The 21,303-nt window shown below is 64.7% G+C and carries 25 protein-coding genes; 6 read left to right on the top strand and 19 right to left on the bottom strand.

Going from position 1 to position 21,303, the window contains the following annotated elements; all coding sequences use genetic code 11:
• The first annotated feature begins 22 nt into the window (after positions 1–22).
• Complete coding sequence (locus V6657_RS21395; RefSeq protein WP_048933742.1) at positions 23–1,504, top strand: AMP nucleosidase; 1,482 nt, start codon at positions 23–25, stop codon at positions 1,502–1,504.
• 106 nt (positions 1,505–1,610) lie between these two features.
• Complete coding sequence (locus V6657_RS21390; RefSeq protein ID WP_082170190.1) at positions 1,611–3,185, top strand: M20/M25/M40 family metallo-hydrolase; 1,575 nt, start codon at positions 1,611–1,613, stop codon at positions 3,183–3,185.
• A gap of 13 nt (positions 3,186–3,198) precedes the next feature.
• On the opposite strand, the gene V6657_RS21385 is transcribed toward V6657_RS21390, so the two are convergent.
• The 11 genes from V6657_RS21385 to V6657_RS21335 form a co-directional block, all read right to left on the bottom strand.
• Positions 3,199–4,731 (bottom strand): carotenoid oxygenase family protein, encoded by a 1,533-nt coding sequence (locus V6657_RS21385; RefSeq protein WP_048933743.1) that lies wholly within the window; start codon positions 4,729–4,731, stop codon positions 3,199–3,201.
• A 20-nt stretch (positions 4,732–4,751) separates the two neighbouring features.
• Positions 4,752–5,201 (bottom strand): DUF2141 domain-containing protein, encoded by a 450-nt coding sequence (locus V6657_RS21380; RefSeq protein ID WP_048933744.1) that lies wholly within the window; start codon positions 5,199–5,201, stop codon positions 4,752–4,754.
• Between the two features lie 219 nt (positions 5,202–5,420).
• Complete coding sequence (locus tag V6657_RS21375; RefSeq protein ID WP_048933745.1) at positions 5,421–5,645, bottom strand: hypothetical protein; 225 nt, start codon at positions 5,643–5,645, stop codon at positions 5,421–5,423.
• Positions 5,646–5,764: 119 nt separating this feature from the next.
• Positions 5,765–6,568, bottom strand: a complete 804-nt coding sequence (locus V6657_RS21370; protein ID WP_048933746.1) for a phytanoyl-CoA dioxygenase family protein — start codon at positions 6,566–6,568, stop codon at positions 5,765–5,767.
• A 125-nt stretch (positions 6,569–6,693) separates the two neighbouring features.
• Complete coding sequence (locus V6657_RS21365; protein WP_082170191.1) at positions 6,694–7,701, bottom strand: glycosyl transferase family 90; 1,008 nt, start codon at positions 7,699–7,701, stop codon at positions 6,694–6,696.
• Between the two features lie 485 nt (positions 7,702–8,186).
• Positions 8,187–8,510: a copper-binding protein gene (locus tag V6657_RS21360; protein WP_048933857.1), complete on the bottom strand. Its 324-nt coding sequence runs from the start codon at positions 8,508–8,510 to the stop codon at positions 8,187–8,189.
• Positions 8,511–8,551: 41 nt separating this feature from the next.
• Positions 8,552–9,049: a cupredoxin family protein gene (locus V6657_RS21355; protein WP_048933748.1), complete on the bottom strand. Its 498-nt coding sequence runs from the start codon at positions 9,047–9,049 to the stop codon at positions 8,552–8,554.
• 36 nt (positions 9,050–9,085) lie between these two features.
• The gene (locus V6657_RS21350; protein WP_048933749.1) at positions 9,086–10,384 is read right to left on the bottom strand and encodes a copper oxidase; all 1,299 of its coding nucleotides are present in this window, start codon (positions 10,382–10,384) and stop codon (positions 9,086–9,088) included.
• Between the two features lie 2 nt (positions 10,385–10,386).
• On the bottom strand, positions 10,387–11,793 hold the full coding sequence (locus V6657_RS21345) for a TolC family protein (protein ID WP_048933750.1): 1,407 nt from the start codon (positions 11,791–11,793) through the stop codon (positions 10,387–10,389).
• Between the two features lie 10 nt (positions 11,794–11,803).
• Positions 11,804–12,178, bottom strand: coding sequence for a hypothetical protein (locus V6657_RS21340; RefSeq protein ID WP_048933751.1), 375 nt, complete (start codon positions 12,176–12,178; stop codon positions 11,804–11,806).
• A gap of 98 nt (positions 12,179–12,276) precedes the next feature.
• On the bottom strand, positions 12,277–12,735 hold the full coding sequence (locus V6657_RS21335; RefSeq protein WP_248694624.1) for a hypothetical protein: 459 nt from the start codon (positions 12,733–12,735) through the stop codon (positions 12,277–12,279).
• Positions 12,736–12,857: 122 nt separating this feature from the next.
• On the opposite strand from V6657_RS21335, the gene V6657_RS21330 reads away from it, so the two are divergent.
• Complete coding sequence (locus V6657_RS21330; RefSeq protein WP_048933753.1) at positions 12,858–13,370, top strand: acyl-CoA thioesterase; 513 nt, start codon at positions 12,858–12,860, stop codon at positions 13,368–13,370.
• Between the two features lie 267 nt (positions 13,371–13,637).
• Here the strand turns inward: V6657_RS21330 and V6657_RS21325 are convergent, their stop codons facing one another.
• The 5 genes from V6657_RS21325 to V6657_RS21305 form a co-directional block, all read right to left on the bottom strand.
• Positions 13,638–14,183 (bottom strand): cysteine hydrolase family protein, encoded by a 546-nt coding sequence (locus V6657_RS21325; RefSeq protein ID WP_048933754.1) that lies wholly within the window; start codon positions 14,181–14,183, stop codon positions 13,638–13,640.
• A gap of 5 nt (positions 14,184–14,188) precedes the next feature.
• Complete coding sequence (locus V6657_RS21320) at positions 14,189–15,004, bottom strand: alpha/beta hydrolase (RefSeq protein WP_048933755.1); 816 nt, start codon at positions 15,002–15,004, stop codon at positions 14,189–14,191.
• 138 nt (positions 15,005–15,142) lie between these two features.
• Positions 15,143–15,538: a carboxymuconolactone decarboxylase family protein gene (locus tag V6657_RS21315; protein WP_048933756.1), complete on the bottom strand. Its 396-nt coding sequence runs from the start codon at positions 15,536–15,538 to the stop codon at positions 15,143–15,145.
• Positions 15,539–15,575: 37 nt separating this feature from the next.
• The gene (locus V6657_RS21310) at positions 15,576–16,361 is read right to left on the bottom strand and encodes a sulfite exporter TauE/SafE family protein (RefSeq protein ID WP_048933858.1); all 786 of its coding nucleotides are present in this window, start codon (positions 16,359–16,361) and stop codon (positions 15,576–15,578) included.
• Positions 16,362–16,458: 97 nt separating this feature from the next.
• A complete protein-coding gene (locus V6657_RS21305) occupies positions 16,459–17,235 on the bottom strand; it encodes an NAD(P)H-dependent oxidoreductase (protein ID WP_048933757.1) in 777 nt (258 codons plus the stop codon).
• Between the two features lie 85 nt (positions 17,236–17,320).
• On the opposite strand from V6657_RS21305, the gene V6657_RS21300 reads away from it, so the two are divergent.
• Positions 17,321–18,214: a LysR family transcriptional regulator gene (locus V6657_RS21300; RefSeq protein ID WP_048933758.1), complete on the top strand. Its 894-nt coding sequence runs from the start codon at positions 17,321–17,323 to the stop codon at positions 18,212–18,214.
• Positions 18,215–18,246: 32 nt separating this feature from the next.
• On the opposite strand, the gene V6657_RS21295 is transcribed toward V6657_RS21300, so the two are convergent.
• Entirely contained in the window at positions 18,247–18,885 is a 639-nt protein-coding gene (locus tag V6657_RS21295) for a LysE family transporter (protein ID WP_048933759.1), read from the bottom strand.
• Positions 18,886–18,939: 54 nt separating this feature from the next.
• Entirely contained in the window at positions 18,940–19,386 is a 447-nt protein-coding gene (locus tag V6657_RS21290; protein WP_048933760.1) for a helix-turn-helix domain-containing protein, read from the bottom strand.
• Between the two features lie 74 nt (positions 19,387–19,460).
• Between V6657_RS21290 and V6657_RS21285 the strand changes: the two genes are divergently transcribed.
• Together V6657_RS21285 and V6657_RS21280 are read left to right on the top strand one after the other, a co-directional pair.
• The gene (locus V6657_RS21285; protein ID WP_137884675.1) at positions 19,461–20,327 is read left to right on the top strand and encodes a class I SAM-dependent methyltransferase; all 867 of its coding nucleotides are present in this window, start codon (positions 19,461–19,463) and stop codon (positions 20,325–20,327) included.
• On the top strand, positions 20,320–20,826 hold the full coding sequence (locus V6657_RS21280) for a DUF2938 domain-containing protein (RefSeq protein ID WP_048933761.1): 507 nt from the start codon (positions 20,320–20,322) through the stop codon (positions 20,824–20,826). The genes V6657_RS21285 and V6657_RS21280 overlap by 8 nt, the downstream gene beginning before the upstream one ends.
• Positions 20,827–20,841: 15 nt before the next feature.
• Here the strand turns inward: V6657_RS21280 and V6657_RS21275 are convergent, their stop codons facing one another.
• Positions 20,842–21,288, bottom strand: coding sequence for a GNAT family N-acetyltransferase (locus V6657_RS21275; RefSeq protein WP_048933762.1), 447 nt, complete (start codon positions 21,286–21,288; stop codon positions 20,842–20,844).
• Positions 21,289–21,303: the final 15 nt, after the last annotated feature.

The following is a 21,303-nucleotide window of genomic DNA, read 5'->3' as shown; positions in this document are numbered from 1 at the left end:
AAAACGCCGGTATCATCGAAACATGACCGATACCCGCGCCACCGCCCATCTCTATCCCGCGCACGACCTGGCGATCTGCACCGACGCCAACACCGCCGTCGAGCGCATCACCGCCATCTACGAGCGCTCCGCGCAGACGATTCGCGATCGCTTCCTCGCCTTCGCGCGCGGTGAAGACTGCAGCGAAGACGGCTCCGCCTGCTACCCGTACCTCGGTATCACCGTCGACCCGAAAACGCTGGTGAGCGATGCGCGGCCGTCGTGGGGCACGGTGGCGTATCCGGGCGTCTACGGCACCACGCTCACGCGGCCGGATCTCTTCCGCGAGTACTACCGCGTGCAGATCGAGCGGCTGCTGCACTATCACAACAGCCCCGTGGTGGTGGGCGTAAGCAACCGGCCGATTCCGCTGCCGTTCGTGGTGGAAGCCTCCACCGTGGACATCACGCCCGAACAGGCGCGCGCGCTCGGTGGCGCGTTCACGCTGCCCGACCTCGCGCAGATCGACGACTCCATCGCCAACGGCACCTACCGCCCGGTCGACGACGAGCCGCAACCGCTGTCGATGTTCACCGCCGAGCGCGTCGACCTGGCCCTGCAGCGCCTGTACCACTACACGGCAACGCACCCGAAGCACTTCCAGCGCTTCGTGCTGTTCACCAACTACCAGCGCTACGTCGATGAGTTTGCCGCGCTCGGCCGCAAGCTCATGGAAGACGGCAACGACGAGGGCTACATCCGCTTTGTCGAACCCGGCGACACCGTGCACGAACTCGGCACGCCCGCCCCAGATGACGCGCACCGCATCAAGGGCCTGCCGCAGATGCCCGCCTACCATCTGGTGCGCGAAGACCGCCTGGGCGTAACGCTGGTCAACATTGGCGTGGGCCCGTCCAACGCCAAGACCATCACCGACCACCTGGCCGTGCTGCGTCCGCACTGCTGGATGATGATCGGCCACTGCGGCGGCCTGCGCCGTTCGCAGCAACTGGGGGATTACGTGCTCGCCCACGCCTATGTGCGCGACGACCACGTACTCGACCAGGACCTGCCGCCGTGGGTGCCTGTGCCGCCCATCGCTGAGATTCAGGTGGCGCTGCAGGAATCCGTCGCGCGCATCACCGGGCTGTCCGGCGCCGACATGAAATCGCGCATGCGCACCGGCACCGTGGTCTCCACCGACGACCGCAACTGGGAGCTGAAGTACCAGGCGCTGTACAGCCGCTTCAACCAGTCGCGCGCGATTGCCATCGACATGGAAAGCGCCACGATTGCCGCCAACGGCTTCCGCCTGCGCGTGCCCTACGGCACCCTGCTGTGCGTGTCGGACAAGCCGCTGCACGGCGAACTGAAGCTACGGGGCATGGCCAACCTGTTCTATCGCCAGCGCGTGAGCCAGCACTTGGCCATCGGCATGGAAACCGTACGCCTGCTGCGTGAGAACGGTGTCGAAGCGCTGCACTCGCGCAAGCTGCGCAGCTTCGACGAGCCGGCGTTCCGATAAGGCATCGCCGGGCTGCGGAGCTTCATCCTTTAGGGAAACTCCGATGGTCAAATAGGTCGCGCTTGTCCAAACTGCAGCGACCTTGTCTGACCAGTAGAGGTTTCCCATGCCCACTCAGCTCGCCGCCCGCGCAGCTTTCGCCCGCCAAACCCCGCGTCGCCTGCTGCTGGCGTGGCTGCCTGCCGTGCTGCTCGGCACCGCCAGCCTGGCCAGCGCCGCCGATCTTTCGACGGCGGATGCCGAACGCTACGCTCAGGCGACCTACCGCGAATACTTCGACCTGCTGTCCCTGCCCAACGACGCCATCGCCCCAGCAGACATCCGCAAGAACGTCGACTGGCTGGAGCAGGCGTTCCGCAAGCGTGGCTTCACGACGCGGCAGCTGGCGAACAACGGCAAGCCGATGCTGTATGCCGAACTCCCCAACAGCAATGCCGCGCGCAAGACTGTGCTGTTCTACATGCACCTTGATGGCCAGCCGGTGATTCCCGAGCAGTGGGCGCAGAAGAGCCCGTGGACGCCCGTCCTCAAGCGCAAGACCGCGCAGGGCGGCTGGGAAGAAATCGATTCGGCGCCGCTCTTCAGCGGCCCGCTCGACCCGGAATGGCGCGTATTCGGCCGCGCGTCCGCCGACGACAAGGGCCCGATCATGATGATGCTGGCCGCCATCGACGCACTGAAGGCCAGCGGCAGCCAGCCGGCAGTCAACGTCAAGGTGATTCTCGACAGCGAAGAAGAGAAAGGTTCGCCGTCGATCAGCAAGATCATGCAGGCCAACCATGACCTCCTGCGCTGCGACGCCATGGTGATCCACGACGGCCCCATGCACGCGAGCAACCTGCCGACGCTCATCTTCGGCAACCGCGGCGCTGCTGAAGCCAAGCTCACCGTCTACGGTGGAAAGGTGCCGTTGCACAGCGGGCACTACGGCAACTACGCGCCCAACCCGGCGCAGCGGCTGGCCAGCCTGCTGGCATCGATGAAGAACGACCAGGGCCGGGTAACCGTGCCGGGCTACTACGACCACGTCAAGATCAGCGAAGCCGATCGCAAGATCATGGCGGCCGTACCCGACGACGACGCCGCGCTCAACCGGCGCCTGGGCATTGCCCACGCAGACAAGGTCGGGGCCAACTATCAGGAAGCCATGCAGTACCCGTCATTGAACGTGCGCGGCATGGCCTCCGCAGCGGTGGGTGACAAGGTGGCGAACATCGTGCCCGACAAGGCCGTCGCCGAACTGGACCTGCGCACCACGCCGGACTCCAGCGCGGCCTACCTCGGCAAGCTGATCGAAGACCACATCGTGCGCCAGGGCTACCACCTCGTGAAGACCACGCCGACGGACGAAGAACGCAACCGCTACGACAAGCTCGCCAGCTTCTCGTATCAGACCGAGGGTGCAGACGCCGCCGGCTCGCCGATCGACTCGGCGGTGGGCAAGTGGGCCTACAAGGCGCTGACCGACAGCTATGGCACCAACCCCGTGCCGGTCCGCATCCGCATGATGGGCGGGACGGTGCCCACCGCAGAAATCGTGGGTGTGCTGCAGGTGCCGTTTGCGATCATCCCCCTGGTCAATGCCGACAACAACCAGCATGCCGCCAACGAGAACCTGCGCATGGGCAACTACGTGAGCGGCGTGCGCACGATCTATGGCCTGATCACCAGCCCGCTTTGATCCACCTACTGCGCTAGACCGCGCGGAATAGTCCGTGCAGGCCCAGCGGCGCCACGCCGTTCAGGCTTGCCACGGCCACCGGTCCGGCGGACACGTTCCGCGCATCGAACGCGGTCAGTTTGGTGCAGCCGGCATCCACATCAAACACCGTGCCGATCAACCAGCCCTCGCCCTCACGCGCGTTGGCCGAGGCCGGCACGAACACGTGTTCTTCCACCATCACGCGGTGCCCGAAGCGGTACTGTTGCACCTGCCCTGAGTCCGTATCGAAACGCATGACCGTGTCGAAGCCGTGCAGCGCCTGCGCATTGCCGGACGGCGCCGTGTGGGCCACGGTAAACAACGCGCGGTGGCGCAAGGCCGTGCGGCGCGCATCGACCTTCGGGAACTCCGCCACATGCTCGGTGATGACCTGCTCGGCACGGCCAGTGCGCAAGTTCAGATGCAGTTGCGTCAGGCGCGCGCCGGGTGCCGGGCGAATCTGCCCGCGCATCAGTTCACGCAGCGTGGTGGTGACGATGGTGGCGTCGTCCGAGCGTACGTAGTCCAGGTGGATTTCCTGCCCATCCGGTGACGACCACGCATTGCCGAGGTGGAACACAAAGCCAGCAGGCAGTTGCAACCAGCGCATGCGCGTGACGTCGTTCTTGTCGAGCACCAGCGCACGCATGCCCAGCTCGGGGCGCCACACATGTGCATCGAGAAACGACATCCCCTCACGCGAGCGCTCCACGTCGTAGACGAACGACGGCAGCAGGAACACCAGATGGTGCTGCGTCACGGCAAAGTCATGCACCATCGCCACGTCAGGCACCTTGACCGATTGCACACGCTTGAGCGCACCATCCGCGCCCACGCAGTACACGGTCAGCAAGCCCGCCGCGCTGCTCACGCCAAAGTTCCACAGCGTGCCATCGGGCTCCACCTTGGGGTGGGCGGAGAACGGCATGCCCTTGTAGTCATCGCGCCAGGTCTGCACGCCCAGCGTGCGCAGCGAATCCGGATCGACGCGCGTGGCCGAACCGCCCTCCCACAGCGCGAGCATCTCGTCGCCGTGCATCACGAGGCTGGTGTTGGCCACATTGATGCTGTCGGGCGTGGTGACCGGCTCCATGTCGGGGTTGGCGGTTCCGAACGTGGCGCGCAGCGGCTTGCCTGCGGCGGTGTCGGCGACGAATTTGTCGGTGCGCACGAACACGCCGCGATGCGTGACACCCTGTTCACTGATGTCGTAGCGCTGGATCATGCCGTCGCCGTCAAACAGGTGGTGGTAGCGCACCCCGCCAATCTCGTGCCGCGCGGGGCCATTGCGGTAGAACGCACCGCGCAGGGCGGGCGGGAACGTGCCCTCCACCTTGAGCGCGCTGGTTGGCATGTCCGTGCTGGCGCCCTGGTAACCCGCCAGCCACGGATACTGCGTGCGAGCGGCGGCAAACCCTGCGGCCCACGGGTCGATGCTGGCCGCCATCACATCTTGCAGCGTCAGCCCAAACGGTGCGGCACCCAAGGCCGCCAGAGCAGCCCCAACAAACGATCGGCGTTGCATGGCAAGCCCCCGGTTCAATGTCAGTGTAGGTGGATGGTCACACGCTGGTCGGCTTGTACGTCGATCGCAGCATCGTCAAAGGACGGCGCGCCGAAGCGGCCTTTTGCGTCGCGGCTGAAGCCGTAGGGCTCGACGGGAATGCCGGCCGGATTGGTGCCGAGCTTGCCGTCGTTGTTGACGTCATGAAAGACCGACAGCGCGTAGCGCCCCGCCGGCAGATCCGGATAGACGAAGGTGACGCTGTTGCCGGACACGCTGTCGAGCACGGCAATGTCTGCGCGGACGGCGGTATCGGGCTTGAGCCAGCCGGCGGCATCGCGGAACATCGCAGCGCGCACCGCGCCCTGGCGGCCCTGCGCGCCTTCAACGACAACAGTGAGCGTGGCGGCGGATGCGCCAGCTGCGGCCAGCATCAACACCAAGGTGGCGCCTGCGCGGGACATCAGCGGTGCCGAGAACAGTGCAGTCATGGAAGTCTCCTGAGTTGGCATGGCCGGATCGGGCTCCGGCAGTCAGGAGGCAGTCTAGGCAGGGGCCTGGGAGGCGTCGCCTACGGTGCGACGAAGTGCAGGCTGCTGGGTGCAAACGGTCGCTTGCGTGCGATGAATGGGGCACACCAGGAATTGGGCACCCGCGGCAAGCGCAAGAACGTGCATGAAAAAACGCCCGCTGCATGGCGGGCGTTCTGATCAATGCGACGACAGGCTGGAGAGGCGGTGCTCGGCCAGCAATACGCTGGCGCTCACGGCAAGTTGCGCGGAGATGAAGCCCTCCGGCATCTCAACGTCCTCCCAGTCACACACGACGTGGCCTGCGCGGCAGACCTGGAAACGCGCCGTCCAGCGGCGGTCGTCACGCTGCAGCGAATCAACCAGGATCACGTGCGCGCCGTGTGTCACTTCCTGAATCGGCATGGTGTTCCCCCGTTCATCGTCGTTGGAGGTTCACCTTAGCAAAGACGCGTGACACGAATCTGTCCGCCGCACACCTACAAACGGGGGAGAGCAAACGTTGATCGCTCCCCCAGCTCCCCTCAACCAACCAGTGGATCAGGCCGCGCAGACGACCGCGTGCCCGGCAGCGGGTAGTTGTCAGGGCCGTAGTACGTGAAGACGGCGGAGAACTTGACCGTGCCGGTCTGGTTGGCGCGCGCCGCGTGGAAGGTGTTGCAGTGGAAGAGCAGCACGTCGCCGGGCAGCAGCGGTACGGGGCGCGCGGTGTCGATCAGATCCCGGTTCTCGGGCAGATCCTGGCGCAGGAACAGCTTGGCGTCGAAACGCTCGGCGGGCAATTCGAGCATGTGGCTACCGGGGATGACCCACAGGCAGCCGTTGTCGACGGTCTCTTCCACCAGCGCCAGCCACGACGACACCAATGCATTGCGCGCGAACGACCAATAGCGGCTATCGCGATGCCAATGGGTGGCCGTGCCGAAGGCCGGATGCTTGGTCATCACGCAATTGTGGTGCGCAAGCGAGAGGTGCACCGGGCTACCAATCAACTGTGCGATTGGCCCGGCAACACGCGCATCGCGTGCCCATTCAGTGTAGGGCGTGCCGCGCGAATCGGCGTCGAGCAGGCGGCGCACGGTGTGGCCGCCCTCCGCCTCGCGCGAGGTGGGTGCGCCGGCATAGCCGACGTCGGTTTCCAGTTCTACGGGCGGAATGGCGCGCGCCAGCGCATCCTGGGCGGCCGCCAGCAAGGTGGCGCACTCATGCTGACTGGCCAGACCACGCAGGACGAGGTAGCCGTGCTCGTTGAAAAATGCCTGTTGCTCGGGGGAAAGCGATTGCGCGGAAGTGGGCGCAGGGGTGCGCGTGTCGACAGACGCGGTCATGGCAGGGAATCGTACGGAGACGGCGAAAGACAAAGAGTGTAGCGCGCCGCCGCACTGCCTGCCGATCCACCCTGACGCCAACCCTGCCCTGGATCAAACGTTATACGCGTCGACCCAGCCGCGCCTTACCAAAAGGCCTGTTGACCGGACAGGCGGAAATACTTCGCGATGACCATCAAACCGAGCAGGCGCTCCTGGTCGCGGTTCAGGAACTGCGCCACCCACTGGTTGGCGTTGCGAATGATCCTCAGCGCATCTCCCGGGAATTTTTGGTAATGCTCCATTTTCTCCTGGAGATCGGAGAAATCATCTTTCAGCAGAACATAATGAACATCGGGAATCAGCCTCCCCTCCATAAACCACGTCTCATACCGGGGCCGCCGCATGAAGCACAGCGAATTGGATGACATGATCCATTTCAGATTGGTGGCAACGTCATTCCCTTCAACGCTGACGATGTACTTGTATTGCAACTGCTCAGCAATCGTCATGGGCGCTCTATAGATTGCCTTCCCCTGCACGGATTTCCGGATATCACCGATATCAACGTTCGGCAGGTCATGGCACCGCTCGACAAACGCCTGCCGATGCGCCTGATGACAAGGCCCTCTGAAAACCGCCATTGATTTTTTGTCGGAAAAATCAATATTGTCGCGCGCAAAGGAAAAATGTCGGATTGCGTCCAACTTCAAAAGAATGCCGTTGTGCGAAGAGTCCTTGATTGGACGGCTTTTTACAAAAGCGGGAGCAGTCGGCTCGGTGGTTACATCTCCGCAGTCATAGTCGAAGTTGTAGCCCGGACCAAAATAGTCCATCAGATCAACCAGATCATAAAAATACGTGCTACCGATACTACGATCTTTGCTCTGAATGGTGCTTGTTGAGGATTCCAACAAGAAGTTGGAATACTCAACTGCATTTCCACTTGGGCCGAACGTTTCCGAAATGGAGTTGTAGTAATTCAGGCGATCCAGTACATCCTGACGGCTGCAGTGATGGCCTTTTCTTTTCAGAAACGCCTCAGCTCTTCCGTGCTTGGTCGCGCGAGCCAGAAAATGACTCGATGCATTCGAGAAGTAGTACCAGAACTTTTTTGCGGAGACCCGGCTCAGGCGATATTTGAAATGCGGCATGAAGCAAACAAGCGATTGCGGAGATGGATCCCAAGGATGAAGCGCGCCGACGCGCTTCCTCAACAGGTGTGATGGCAGGACGTTGTTTTTCGAGTGGAAGTCGCCAACTCACGCATGACTACACGTGGCACATGGGCCACTTTTTATATTCCACTGACGCGCCGCGCCACTGATCGCGCTCCCCATCAGGCAGCGTTTCAGCCCCAGTCGCCATTCGCATCTGCGGCGGGCGTTACTCTACCGTAAGTCTCTTGCGGCGCCTTCTGTTTCTTGGGGCAATGTCACCCATGCCAGCACCGGGCCCAATCCACGATCCATTAACTGTTGCCATAACGTCACACTTCGACGCACCTTAGCAGGGCCGGCTGCGCGTCCATTTTTCAGCAGGTGGCCGGGCAATCACCTCGAGAGGCGGCTTGAGCCACGCAACCGGGCAGGAGGCCTGGGCCATCTCAGCCGACCGGCCCAGCCTCCTTGTCGTCCGATTACTGCACGTCCAGCGCAGTCACCGTCAGCGCGCCGCCCACCTTCTCGGCGGTAAAGCGGATCTTGCTGCCGACCTGCACCTTGGTGAGCATTGCCGGATCCTGAACGCGGAAGACCATGGTCATCGGCTCCATATCGAGATTGACCAGCGGGCCGTGCTTGATGGTCAGCTTGCCGGCGGCAGTATCGACTTTCTTGACCTCCCCTTCAGACAGCGGTGCGGCTGCCGCAACAGCAGCCGGTGCAGGCGCGGCGTCATCCGCGGCGTTGGCAAATGGGGCACCGGCCAGCAGCGCGACCAGCATCAGGGCATGACGAAACAACATGTTGGGCTCCTTGTAAGCAAGAAGAAATGAGAGCGCGATCAGGACTTGCCGACACGTGCCTGCTGCACCTGTACAGCGCCGCGCATGCCGGCTTCGAAATGCCCTGGCTGTAGGCAACCAAACTCGACCGTACCGGCCTGCGTGAAGCGCCAGACGATCTCGCCGGTCTGGCCGGGGTCCACAGTGACGGCGTTGGCGTCGGCATGCTCCATCTCGGGGTGTTTGCGCATCTGCTCGGCGTGGGCGATCAGGTCGGCCGGCGAGCCAAGCGTCATCTCGTGCCGCACGCGGCCGCTGTTGATGACCTGGAGGCGGATCGTCTCGCCGCGCTGCACGGTGATCTGCGCGGGGGTAAAGCGCATGGTGTCAGCCATGTCGACGCGCACGGTGCGCGTGACGCGCGCGGCGTCGCCCGGCTCGCCGATGGCGGCGTCGCCGTGGTCATGGCCCCCGGCGTGATTGCCGGATGCGTGCACAATGGCCGCCATTGAAAGGAGCGCGGCCAGGAAGGTAGAACGGATCAGATTGCGCTGCATGGGTGGTCTCGTATTCGGATGCGGTTCAGTTGTCGCTCATTCATCGATGCCGTTGCCGGTGTATTCGTAGGCGACGGTGCCTTTGGGGTGCTTGTACCAACCGGGGTCGGCGTAGCTGTTGCGCGGCAGGTCGCGACGCACCTTCATCACCGTGAACATGCCGCCCATCTCGATAGCGCCGAACGGGCCTTGGCCCGTCATCATCGGCAGGGTGTTGTCGGGCAGCGGCATTTCCATCTCGCCCATGTCGGCCATGCCGGCCTCGCCCATGCCCATGTAGTCGGGCACCAGGTTGCGCATCTTCTTGGCGAGGTCTTTCTGCTGCACGCCAATCATGGTCGGCACGTTGTGCCCCATGGCGTTCATCGTGTGATGCGACTTGTGGCAGTGGAAGGCCCAGTCGCCCGGGTTGTCGGCGACGAACTCGATGGCGCGCATCTGGCCCACGCCGATGTCCACCGTCACCTCGGGCCAGCGCGCACTGGGCTGGACCCAGCCGCCGTCGGTGCCTGCCACTTCAAACGTGTGGCCGTGGATGTGCATCGGATGGTTGGTCATTGTGAGATTGCCCATGCGGATGCGCACGCGGTCGCCCAGCCGCACGGGCAGCGGGTCGATGCCGGGAAAGACCCGGCTGTTCCACGTCCACATGTTGAAGTCGGTCATCTCGGCCACGCGCGGCGTGTACGAGCCGGGGTCGATGTCGTACGCAGCGAGCAGGAAGACGAAGTCGCGGTCCACGCGATGCAGCGCCGGGTCTTTCGGATGCACGACGATGAAGCCCATCATGCCCATCGCCATCTGCACCATCTCGTCGGAATGCGGGTGGTACATGAAGGTGCCGGACTTCTTCATCTCGAACTCGTAGACGAAGGTCTTGCCCGGTGGGATGTGCGGCTGCGAGAGGCCACCCACGCCGTCCATGCCGGCGGGCAGGATCATGCCGTGCCAGTGCACCGTGGTGTGCTCGGGCAGCTTGTTGGTGACGAAGATGCGCACGCGGTCGCCTTCCACGCATTCAATCGTGGGGCCAGGGCTCTGGCCGTTGTAGCCCCACAGGTGGCCTGTCATGCCGGGGGCGAATTCGCGCTCGACGGGTTCGGCCACGAGGTGGAACTCCTTCCAGCCGCCACGCATGCGCCACGGCAGCGTCCAGCCGTTGAGCGTAACGACGGGGTTGTAGGGCCGGCCATTGGGCGGCGCCAGCGGCGGTTGCGTGGCGGGCTTCGATTGCAGCGGCGCTTCGGGCAACGAGGCAGCGCCAGCGCGCGAGACCATCGCCGCGCCCAGCATGGCCGCGCCCGTGCCACCGAGAAATTGACGTCGGGAAACCATGTTCAGTGTCCTTGGGATTGAGGGGAGGCTTCGGCCTCGACCGGCGGCAGCTTGCCGCCCAGCGCCATCTGCAGATCGGTCTGCGCGAGCCAGTAGCCGCGCAGCGCGTCGATGTAGCCATTGACGGCATTGACCTGTTCGCGTGCATCGGCCAGCAGCTCGAACACGCTCACGAGCATGCCGTTGTAGCGCAGCAGCATCTCGTCGGAGATGGTCTTGCGCAGCGGCACCACTTCGTCGCGGTAATGGCGCGTGAGGTCGTACGCGGTCTGGTAGCGCACGTACGACTCACGCACCTCGGAGCGTGCCCGCACGGCCGTGTCGGCGAGTTGATCGGCGGCCTGCATATAGATCGCCTGCGCACGCGCCACGCGGGCACCACCCCAGTCGAACAGCGGGATCTCGAGGCCGATCTCGTAGCCCGTTTCTCGCGGCTCATTGGACTTGCTGTTGCGCACATAGCCGAGGTCCAGCACGTTGATGAAGCGCGTGGCTTTCGTCAGCCCCAGTGACGAGGCAAGACCCTCGACCTGCAGCTTGCCGGCCTGGATGTCGAGCCGGTTGCGCAGCGCGTAGGCCTCGATCTGCTGGAGTTCCGGACGCTCCTTCGGCAGGTCAGGCAGACGCTCGGGCAACTTGAAGCCCGTGTCCGCACCCCACACGCCGAGTTGACGGATGAGCGCTTCGCGTTCGGCTTGGGCTTGTTGGCGCATGCGCGCGAGGTTGGCGCTGGCTTCGGCATAGAAGGCCTGTTCGCGCGCGCGGTCGAGCTTGCTGAAGTTGCCGGCAGCGGCCAGACGCTTTGCAAATTCGGCACCGGCTTCTGCCGCTTGCTGAACCTGCTCGGCGTAACGTGCAGACTGCTCTGCGGCTACGGCATTGACGTAAGCGCGGCGCGTGTCGGCTGCCACCTGCAGCATCTGGTTGGCGACCAGCAGCTTGGTCTGCTCGAAGTAGCGCCCTTCGATATGCGCAGCCACCGGCAGCGTCAGCAGGCTCAGGAACGACAGCGAGAACGTGCGTTCGATCGACAAGTCATCGCCGCTGCGCGTGCGCTTAAAGCTGAAGCCCGGATTCGGCAAGCGGCTGGCCTGCACGAGTGCGGCTTCGGACAGGCCAAGCTCCGCGTACGAAGCCTGCAGCCCGCGGTTGTTCAGCAGTGCGATCTGCACGGCGTTGTCCATCGTCAGCGGCTGGGCAAGCAGATCGCGCGTGCGTCGGGCGGCGCTGTCGCGGGCTTCGGGTGAGCGCTGCCAGGTGGCGTCCTTGCCGAGCCGGTCGCGAGCGACATCCGCAACGGTCTTGAAGCCGCTGTCCTGGGTGACGGTGGCGCAGCCGCCCAGCAGCAGCACGGCAGCCAGCGCGCCCAGCGCACCGGGTACAAGGCGACGCGTGGAGTGATTCAACATGGCGGCCTCCTCAGTGGTGATGCATGCCGGGCATGGTGTCGCCGGCAGGCTTGGCTGGGGAGACCACGGGCTCGCTCGCGGGCATTGCATGCCCTGCAGGCCCAGCGTGAGCGCCATGTGCGTCGTGCCCGGAAGCAGCGCCCGGCTTTGGGCTGACAGCCGCATTGGTCTCGCGCCACGGCGCGGGGCCAGCGTCGCGGTAGGCCTGGTAATGATCGAACGTGCGGGGTGCGGACACAGCAGGTACCGCTGCCTCCGCATTCAGTGGGTCAGGTGGAGCCGCGGCCGGCGCAGAAGCCGCGCCCTGCGCCAATGCCCATGGCGACGCGAGCGCCGTCCATGCCAGCAGCGGTGCAGCGGCCATGAACCATCGTGCGAGAAACATGAGAAACCTCGATCAAGCGTAATGACGCACGGCCGCGCAGTCGTGCACGGTGCCGTGAAACCAGAGGCCAGATCCGTTCTATGGACGGACTGGTGGCGTCAAACGCGAATCGAGGGTGGACGTTGCAGCGCTTCGGGGATGAAGCTATGGAAGGCGGTGGACAGCTCGCGCGGCGCATCGGCCGGCAACTTGAGCAGCGGCACGCCAAGGCTGGCGGCCAGCGGGATGACCGAACCGAGCGAACAGGCCGCGCAGATCGGGCAGGTCTTGCAGTGCGATTGCGTGGGCGCTTTTGCGTCGCCGTCGGCAGCCATCGCCTCTTCGTGTTCGTGACAGGCATCCGCCATAGCGGCGCCGTCGTGCACCGGCATTGCCATGGCAACGGTCGCCTCGTCTAACGTGCCGGCGCGCGCCATCATGGCCGTCGCGGCCATCCCCTGCAGGGGGAGCGCCAGGACAACCAGCCAGAGCAGAAGGCGGGTCAGCAAGCGATGCATGGAAGAAGAATGTCGACCAAAAAGGCGGCCACGAAAGCCGGTAGTGTAGCGCGATGCCATCAATTTTTGCCCAGCGGTGGACAAGACAACGCACAAAATGCCCCCGGCGCGGCACAATGGCACGCCACTGCGTACCCGTTTCTGCGCACCGCTTTTCCCCATTCTTCCCGTTCCAACGCCCCATGAATACGCAATCCCACCAGCTCAGCATGACCGTGCTGATGACGCCCGACATGGCCAATTTCTCCGGCAACGTGCACGGCGGCCACATCCTCAAGCTGCTCGACCAGGTGGCTTACGCCTGCGCCAGCCGCTACGCCGGCCGCTACGTGGTTACGCTGTCGGTCGATCAGGTGGTGTTTCGCCAGCCGATCCACGTGGGCGAACTGGTGACGTTCCTGGCGTCGGTCAACTACACCGGCCGCACGTCCATGGAGATCGGCATCAAGGTGGTGACGGAGAACATCCGCAACCAGGTCGTGCGCCATACCAATAGCTGCTATTTCACCATGGTGGCGGTAGACGATGACGGCAAGCCGGCCGACGTGCCGCCGCTCACGCCCGCCAACGCAGAAGAGAAGGAACGCTTTGAAGCCGCCCAGCAGCGTCGTGCACTGCGCCAGGAAATGGAAGCGCGGCACAAGGCCATCAAGGCTGCGTACGGCACGCCCGGTACATCGGACGTGGTCAGCTAAGACACCATCGGCGCCACGCCTGCCTGCCTACGCGGGCAGCAATGCACTGCAAACCGCATGGCGCCGGGCACTCCCATCGTTATCCACAGGCTTACCCACTGTTTCTGTGGATAAATCATGGCGACTGATCACGCTTGCGCAGACGCGCATTAAGCGCCGCTAACAAAACTGTCCTGGCTAGGCGCGCCGACGCAGACAGTACAAGTAGTACCGAATGTTCGTCACTGCGGGAGGCGCAACGACGCCAGGGCGGTTTTGTTAGCGGCTCTAAGCGTGCGCAAGCCCTGCCGACACGATGGCATCGGTAGACTGGGCCACGATCGGCACCCCGAAGCTCTCAATCGACGACAGCGTCGCGTTGTGGTGGCGCCGAATCAGTTCACCGCTGGCGTGCGGTTTGTCATGCGTCGTATGCGCATCAGCCGCCAACGTGATGGCATAACCCAGCGCGGCGGCCTGGCGAATGGTGGTGTCCACGCAGAACTCGGTGGCGTATCCGCAGACGATCAGGTGCTCGACGCCGAGGCCAGCAAGCAATGCCGCCAGCCCTGTGCGTAGAAACGAATTCGGTGTCGTCTTGCGGACCACCGGATCGGTGGGGAGTGCCTGCAAGGTTTTGACGAGGCTCCATGCGGGCGAGCCGTAGGGCAGTTCGCCGTCGGCCGTCTCGTGCTGCACGAAGATCACCGGCACATGGTCTTCACGCGCACGGGCAATCAGTTGGTTGATGGTCGTCAGCACACGTTCGGCCTGCGCAGGCGGCGGCGTGAACAAGCCGGTCTGCACGTCGATCACGATCAGGGCGGTCGTCATACGGTCTATGTCTGTTGTTGGGAGAGTGCACCCAGAAAGGCCAGCACCGCTTCATTGAACAACGCGGGGCGCTGCAGCGGCGCGAAATGGCTCACGCCAGGCAGCATCACAAACCGCGCACCAGGAATCGTCTGCGCTAGATACTGCGCGTGCTCGGGCTTGATGAACTCGTCGTGCGCGCTCTGCGCAATGGTCACGGGCACACGAATCGCAGCCAGTTCATCCGCCGTGGCGTTCGGCTGTGTCTGCATCATCTCGGTGACGGCGGCAACGAACGCGTCGAAGTCGTCAGGTGTGGCGGACAGTGCGGCGTAGTCCTGCCGGTGGCGGCTGAAGCAGCGGTCGATCGTCGGCGTCGGCTGGAAAGGCTTGGCACCGCTCGGGTCCATATTGCAGCCGAAGAAGAACACGCCAGCCACACGCTCGGGCGCTTGCATGGCGAGCGTGAGTGCAATGCAGGCACCATCGCTCCAGCCGACGAAAGCAGCGCGCTCCATGCCTAACGCATCCATGACGGCGCGCACGTCCGAGGCCATGCGCTCGTATGTGTAAGGCCGTGCATCGCGCGTGCTGCGACCATGCCCGCGGCTGTCGATGAGGATCGCGCGATAGCCCGCAGCCACCAACGCCGGCACCTGATGCCCCCAGTTGCCGCCGTGGCCGAGCCCGCCGTGCAGCAAGATCACCGGTGTGCCTGCACCAAACGTCGCGTACCAGACGCTGGCGCCGTCATGCTCCACATGGCCTTGCTCGGCTGCCGCCGGCAAAGGCGCCGCACCTTGCGCGGCAAACCGCGTGAGGTCGTCGTCGGTGATGTCCACATCAGCCTCCCTGTCAGGTGCCGTATCCCAGCGCCGCAAACTGCGGCTTGAACCACCAGTAGAACATTGCCGCAAGCAGGATTCCGCGAGCATAGGGAGGCCATTCTCGTCACGCAAGTTGTGTTAAGCGCGTTAACACTAGCTGCCGTCTTCGATGCTCACGCCCAGTTCGTTGAGAACCTCACGCGCGCAGCGGAATGCCTCAATGGCCGCGGGCGCACCGGCATAGATGGCACTGTGCAGCAGCACTTCGCGAATCTCCACGGCCGTTGCGCCGTTATTGATGGCGCCGCGCACGTGGCCCTTGAGCTCGATGCCGCGGCCCAGCGCGGCGAGCATGGCGCAGGTGCAGAGGCTACGGGTCTTGAGGTCGATGCCATCCCGCTGCCATGTGCTGCCCCAGGCGTGTTCATTGAGCCAGTCCTGCAGCGGCGCGGAGAAGGCATCGAGCCCGCTCATCGCCCGCTCCACAAACGCATCGCCCATCACCTGTGCGCGGCGTGCGCGCCCGGCTTCCTTGTCCTGTTCTGCCACGATCCCTCCTCCGTTCTGAAAACCCGTTGCAGGCCGATCAGGCTGGCTTGACCAACAGCATCATCAACGCGGTACCCAGCAGCACCGCGCAGAAGGCCAACCGCAAACGCAACGGCGAAAACCTGTGCGCGAGCGTCACACCCCACGACACGCTCACCATGCCGCCCATCGCCAGCGGAAGGCCCGTGCCCCAGTTCACATGCCCCGCGTGCGCATACGTTGCCAGCGCGATCAGCGTGCCCGGCACCACCAGTGCCAGCGCCATCCCTTGGGCGCGTGTCTGCGACATGCCGAAGAAGGTCACCAGCGCCGGCACAACCACCAGCCCGCCGCCTACGGTAAAGATGCCCGACATTACTCCGCTGGCGATCCCCATCAGCGGCATGGCCGCGGCCGGCATGGCACGTGGAGCAGCATGCTCAGCATCCTTGGCCACGTCCGACTTGTCTTTGAGCTGCGAAGCAAAGTACACCGCCAGCGCGATCAGGAACACCGCAAACGCGGTGTGCAGATGGTGCGCATCCAGCCCCGCTGCGAAGCGCGCTGCCACATACGTTGCAGCCATCGAGAACACGCAGATCAACGCCACCGAGCGCAGATGCACCGGATGCCGTTGGTGATACCGCAGGAAGCCGATCAGCACATTGGGCGCAATCATCACCAGCGCAGTGCCCTGCGCCAGATGCTGGTCCATGCCGTACAGATAGCCGAGCACGGGAATGGCGATCAGCCCCCCGCCAATGCCCAGCAGCCCACCCGCCACACCCAGGCCCATACCGAGCAGCAGGTTGAACAGGCCAGTGAGAACAGCGTGGGACATCATGCGCGCAGGGAAGAAGAGAAAAGCAAACACGGCGGCGCGCCGTGATGAACACAGCGCGCCGCCGGAAGGTCGAGCGAGAAATTGTAGCGTCAGCGTCTCAAGCGATGTGCGCGGCAAAGCCGGATTTGTCGGGCGCGATCTCTGCGCGCAGCGTGAGGGCGGGAATCTCATAGTCGCCCGCGTTCTCCTGGCGAAATGGGATTGGATCGATGGTGAACAGCGTATCGAGCCGGTCGCCAAGCGCCCGGGTGATCTGCGCAAAGCGTGTGTCGTCCATGCGGCCGGCGCGGTGGGTGACAAACGGCGGCAGTACATCAAAGCCGGGGTAATGGAGGATGCCGTGCTGAATCGGGAACAGCACATCGTCAATCGGGCCATTGATGCCACGCGGGCTGTAGTGCGACTCCCAGCCGCCCGTGGTGACGATCAGCATGGCGCGCTTGCCAGCCAGTGTGCCTTCGCCGTAGCGGTCACCCCAGTGGGTGTCGGAGTGCTCGCCCACGCCGTAGGCAAAGCTGTAGGCATACACGCGCTCGACCCAGCCCTTGAGGATGGCCGGCATCGAAAACCACCACATTGGAAACTGCAGGATCACCGCATCGGCCCAACGCAGCTTGGCCTGTTCAGCCGCAATGTCGGCGGTCTGCAGGCCGTTCTGGAAGGCGTGCTTGGAATCGAGCGACGGATGAAAATGCGGGCCGATCGGTGAGACGGTGCTGTCGTTGGCGTCGAGCGTGGCTTTCCATTGCATGGCGTACAGGTCCGACACCTGCACGGTGTGGCCGGCGGCCTCCAGGCGCTGAACGGCAAAGTCTTTGAGCGCGCCATTCAGCGATTTGGGTTCGGGGTGGGCGTAGATGATCAGCACATTCATGGCAGCAACTCCAATCTGAGAAGGCTCAAGCATGGTGGCCACCAAGGTATATTGGAAATGAATAATCCATATTCCAGGCATAGCCATGAATAATCTCAGACGGCTGGACCTCAACCTGCTGGTGACGTTGGACGTGCTGCTGACCGAGCACAACGTCACGCGCGCGGCAGAACGGCTGAACTTCTCGCAGCCCTCCGTGAGCGTGCATCTGGCCAAGCTGCGCGACATCTTTGGAGACCCGTTGCTGCTGCCCGGCCCACGCGGCATGCGCCCGACCGCTCGCGCCGAGGCACTGCGCGAGCCGCTACGGCAGGCACTGGAAGCGCTGGAGCAGGCCGTTGCGCCCGCCAGCCCGTTTGAGCCGGCGCACGCCACCAACACCTGGCGCGTGGCCGCCACCGACTACGGTGAATCGACCATCGTGCTGCCAGCGCTCAACGCCCTGCGTGGCGCCGCGCCAGGCACGCGGCTGGCAATTCTCGAACTGGTGCCACCACGCATTGAAAAGCAGGCCGAGCACGGCGAGATCGACCTCGCCTTCCACACCACCGACGGCGCGCCACCCGGCCTGCGCCGCCGCGCGTTGTTCACCGAGCGTTATGTCTTGGTCGGCCGTGCGGGGCACCCGCGCCTCAAGCGCAAGCCGACATTGGCGCAGTTCTGCGCGCTCGACCATGTGATCGTGTCGCCTGATGGCGGGGGGTTCTTCGGCGTGACGGACGAAGCGCTCACGGCCGCCGGTGCCACGCGACGCGTGGTGCTGTCGGTGCCGCACTTCCTGTTTGTGATGACGGCGGTGGCCTGCTCCGACATGGTGGCGATGCTGCCCGAGCGGCTCGTGCGCGGTGCCAGCGCGCTACAGGTGGTCGAGCCACCGGTGGAAGTGCCCGGGTATGAGATGTCGATGCTGTGGCACGAGCGGGTGCATCGAGACCCGGCGCATCAGTGGTTGCGGGAGACCGTGGCCAGGTCGGTGTAACCCGCCCCGGGGCCAATCAGACGGAGCGGGCGTTACAGCCCAGCCTTCGGCGCCGTCAGGATCAGGCGCAGCCCCAGTGCGGCAATCGCAACGGCGGCCACGCGGTCCACCCAGGCCTTGGCGCGCAGATACATCTCGCGCGGCACGCGGCTCGAAAAGCACAGTGCGACGATCGTGTACCAGCCGAACTCCACCAGGAACACCAGCGGCGGCAATACGAAATAGCACCACACTGGCGGATGCTGCGGCAGCAGCGCGGCAAAGATACTGCCGTACCAGATCGCCGTCTTGGGGTTGCTCATCTGCGTGGTGATGCCCGTCCAGAACGACTTGCGCGCGCTGCCGGCCTGCGGGGCAACGCGCTCGTCCATGGCGATGGGATGCTTGGCGCCGCGCCAGATCTTCCACGCCACATAGGTCAGGTAAGCGCCACCGGCCATCTTCAAGCCGATATAGAGCCACTCGACGGCTTGCAGCAACGTGTAGAGCCCGGCCAGCGCCAGACCGCCAAAGAAGAGCGCACCCGCGCCCATCCCCAGCGCAGTGGCCAGGCCATCGCGACGCGACAACCCGATGGCGTTGCGCGCAACCAGCACAAAGCTCGGCCCCGGGATCATCGCCCCAAGCAGCAGTGCAACGAGAATGGCGAATACAGCAGCAGATGCGGTCATCGGGGTCTCCTGGTTGGTCATGCGCAACTTGGGGTGCCGGATTGTCGCACGCCGCTAGCGCGCGCGCTGGCGCCGGATACGCGGCTCCGGGGTGCCGGTCGGTGCGATTGCGCCCGATGCGGCCGCCCGCACGATCCGCTGAAACGTCGGGCATTCCATATGGCTTGGCGCGGGGCAGACCGCTGCGTGCCGCAGGCCGTCGCGCATGGCGGTGAGCCGGTGGATCGTCCGGTCCAGCTCCTCGGCCTTGGCGGCCAGCATCGGCCGGTCGACCTGCAACTGCCCGCCGGGTGCGAACATGTGGGCGATCTCGTCGAGCGAGAAGCCCGCCGCACGCCCCAGCGCAATCAGCGCCAGCCGCTCCAAGACATCGGCGTGGAACTGGCGTCGCAACCCGCGTCGGCCGGTCGAGACAATCAGCCCTTTTTCTTCGTAATACCGCAGCGTTGATGCGGGCACACCTGCGTGCTGTGTCACTTCGGCAATGTCCAATGTGCTCACCGCTTGACCTCAAGTTGACTTGAACTTGCACAGTGTAGTCCTCGCGCCTGGAGCGCGCGTACAGGACACCCATCATGAAGACCACAGCCTCAATCGACAGCAACCAAGCCGCCCTCTGGAACGGCCACGCCGGACACGCTTGGGTTGCCAGCCAGACGGCGCTCGACCAGATGTTCCAGCCGCTTGAAGACCGGCTTGTTGAAGCGGTGAGCGCCCAGCGGGCGCAGCACGTGCTCGATGTCGGCTGCGGCACCGGCAGCACGACGCTCGCCATTACGCGCCAGCTTGGTGCCAACGGCAGCTGCCTCGGTATCGACATCTCGGCGCCCATGCTGCAGACCGCCCGCGAGCGTGCCGAACGCGAAGCCCCACCCGCGCGCTTCGTTTGTGCCGACGCACAGACCTATGCCTTCCAACCTGCCGCCTTCGACATGATCGTCTCGCGCCTGGGCGTGATGTTCTACGACGATCCGGTCGCGGCCTTCACCAACCTGCGGGGTGCCGCACGCGACGGCGCGGCGCTCTATTTCATCGCGTGGCGCGGCCCTGCCGACAACCCGTTCATGACCGCTGCAGAACGTGCGGCAGCGCCGCTGCTGCCGAACCTGCCACCGCGCAAGCCCGGCGCGCCTGGGCAGTTCGCCTTTGCGGACCGCAGCCGGGTGACCTGCACCCTGGCCGCCAGCGGCTGGACCGATATCGACATCCAGCCCGTCGACTTTGCATGCACCCTACCCGAGAGAGAACTGGTGCCCTATCTCAGCCGGCTCGGCCCGGTCGGGCTGGCGCTGCAAGAGGCCGACTCGCAGACGCGTGCGCGCGTCATCGATGCAATGCGCACGGCGTTCGAGCCCTATGTGCATGGCGCGGAAGTCCGCTTCACTGCTGCGTGCTGGATCGCCCGTGCGCGCGCCGCGCGAGTGGAGTCGGCACATGACTGAGACCACACGCACACTGCTCTGCGCGCTGCTGATTGGCGCAGGCGCCACGGTCGTCATGGACATCTGGGCCATCGTCCGGCAACGGCTGCTTGGTGTGCCGCCATTGGACTATCGTCTGGTCGGGCGCTGGTTTGGCCATCTGGTCCGGGGGCGCGTCCGGCATCGCCCTATCGGAAGTTCAGCCCCCATCGCGGGCGAACGCATGATCGGCTGGACTGCCCACTACGTGATCGGCATCGCTTTCGCGGGCGTGCTGTTGGCGGGGTGGGGGCTCGACTGGGTGTGTCATCCGACGATCGGCCCTGCGCTCATCGTCGGTATCGGCAGCGTGGCGGCGCCCTTCTTCGTGATGCAGCCTGCCATGGGTGCCGGCATTGCCGCCAGCCGCACGCCACGCCCGGCGGCGGCGCGGCTGCACAGCGTGGTGACGCACACGGTGTTCGGTCTGGGGTTGTATGCGACGGCGTTGGTGATCAGCGTGGCGATGCGTGTCTGCTAACCACCCGATCCCGCGCTATCGCAAGTCACACCGCATGCACAGCGCAGAAGTGCGCTCCGCGCTGCGGAAGACCATCGAGGCGCGCACTTCCGCCGGCACCTTCTCCGCCGGAAACAGCGAGAAACCCCAGCGTGCGAAGTACGACGGCGCGGACGTCGACAGGAGATACGCCTCACGTGCGCCGGTACCGCGTGCGCGCAGCAGCAACGTTTCGATCAGCCGGCTGGCGATGCCGCGGTCCCGGTAGATGGGGTCAACCGCTGCCGAGCGGACCACGATGGCGCGGCCGCCCTGCTCTCCCGCCACGCAGCCGATGATGCGGCCCTTGTCCAGGGCCACGTGAAAGGCATCAATGCTGCCCTGGGTGTCCTCTGCGGGCAGCCCGCAGCGTCTGAGGAGCGCGGCAACCTCGCTCCAATCGTCGAGCGAAGCCTGGCGCAGATGAATGTCGTCGGTCTGCATGTGGACGTGGTCTCC

It is taken from the genome of Ralstonia sp. RRA (assembly GCF_037023145.1).
Lineage (GTDB): Bacteria > Pseudomonadota > Gammaproteobacteria > Burkholderiales > Burkholderiaceae > Ralstonia.
The sequence above is the reverse complement of the archived record's forward strand: the minus strand, read 5'-3'. Positions and strand labels throughout refer to the sequence as shown.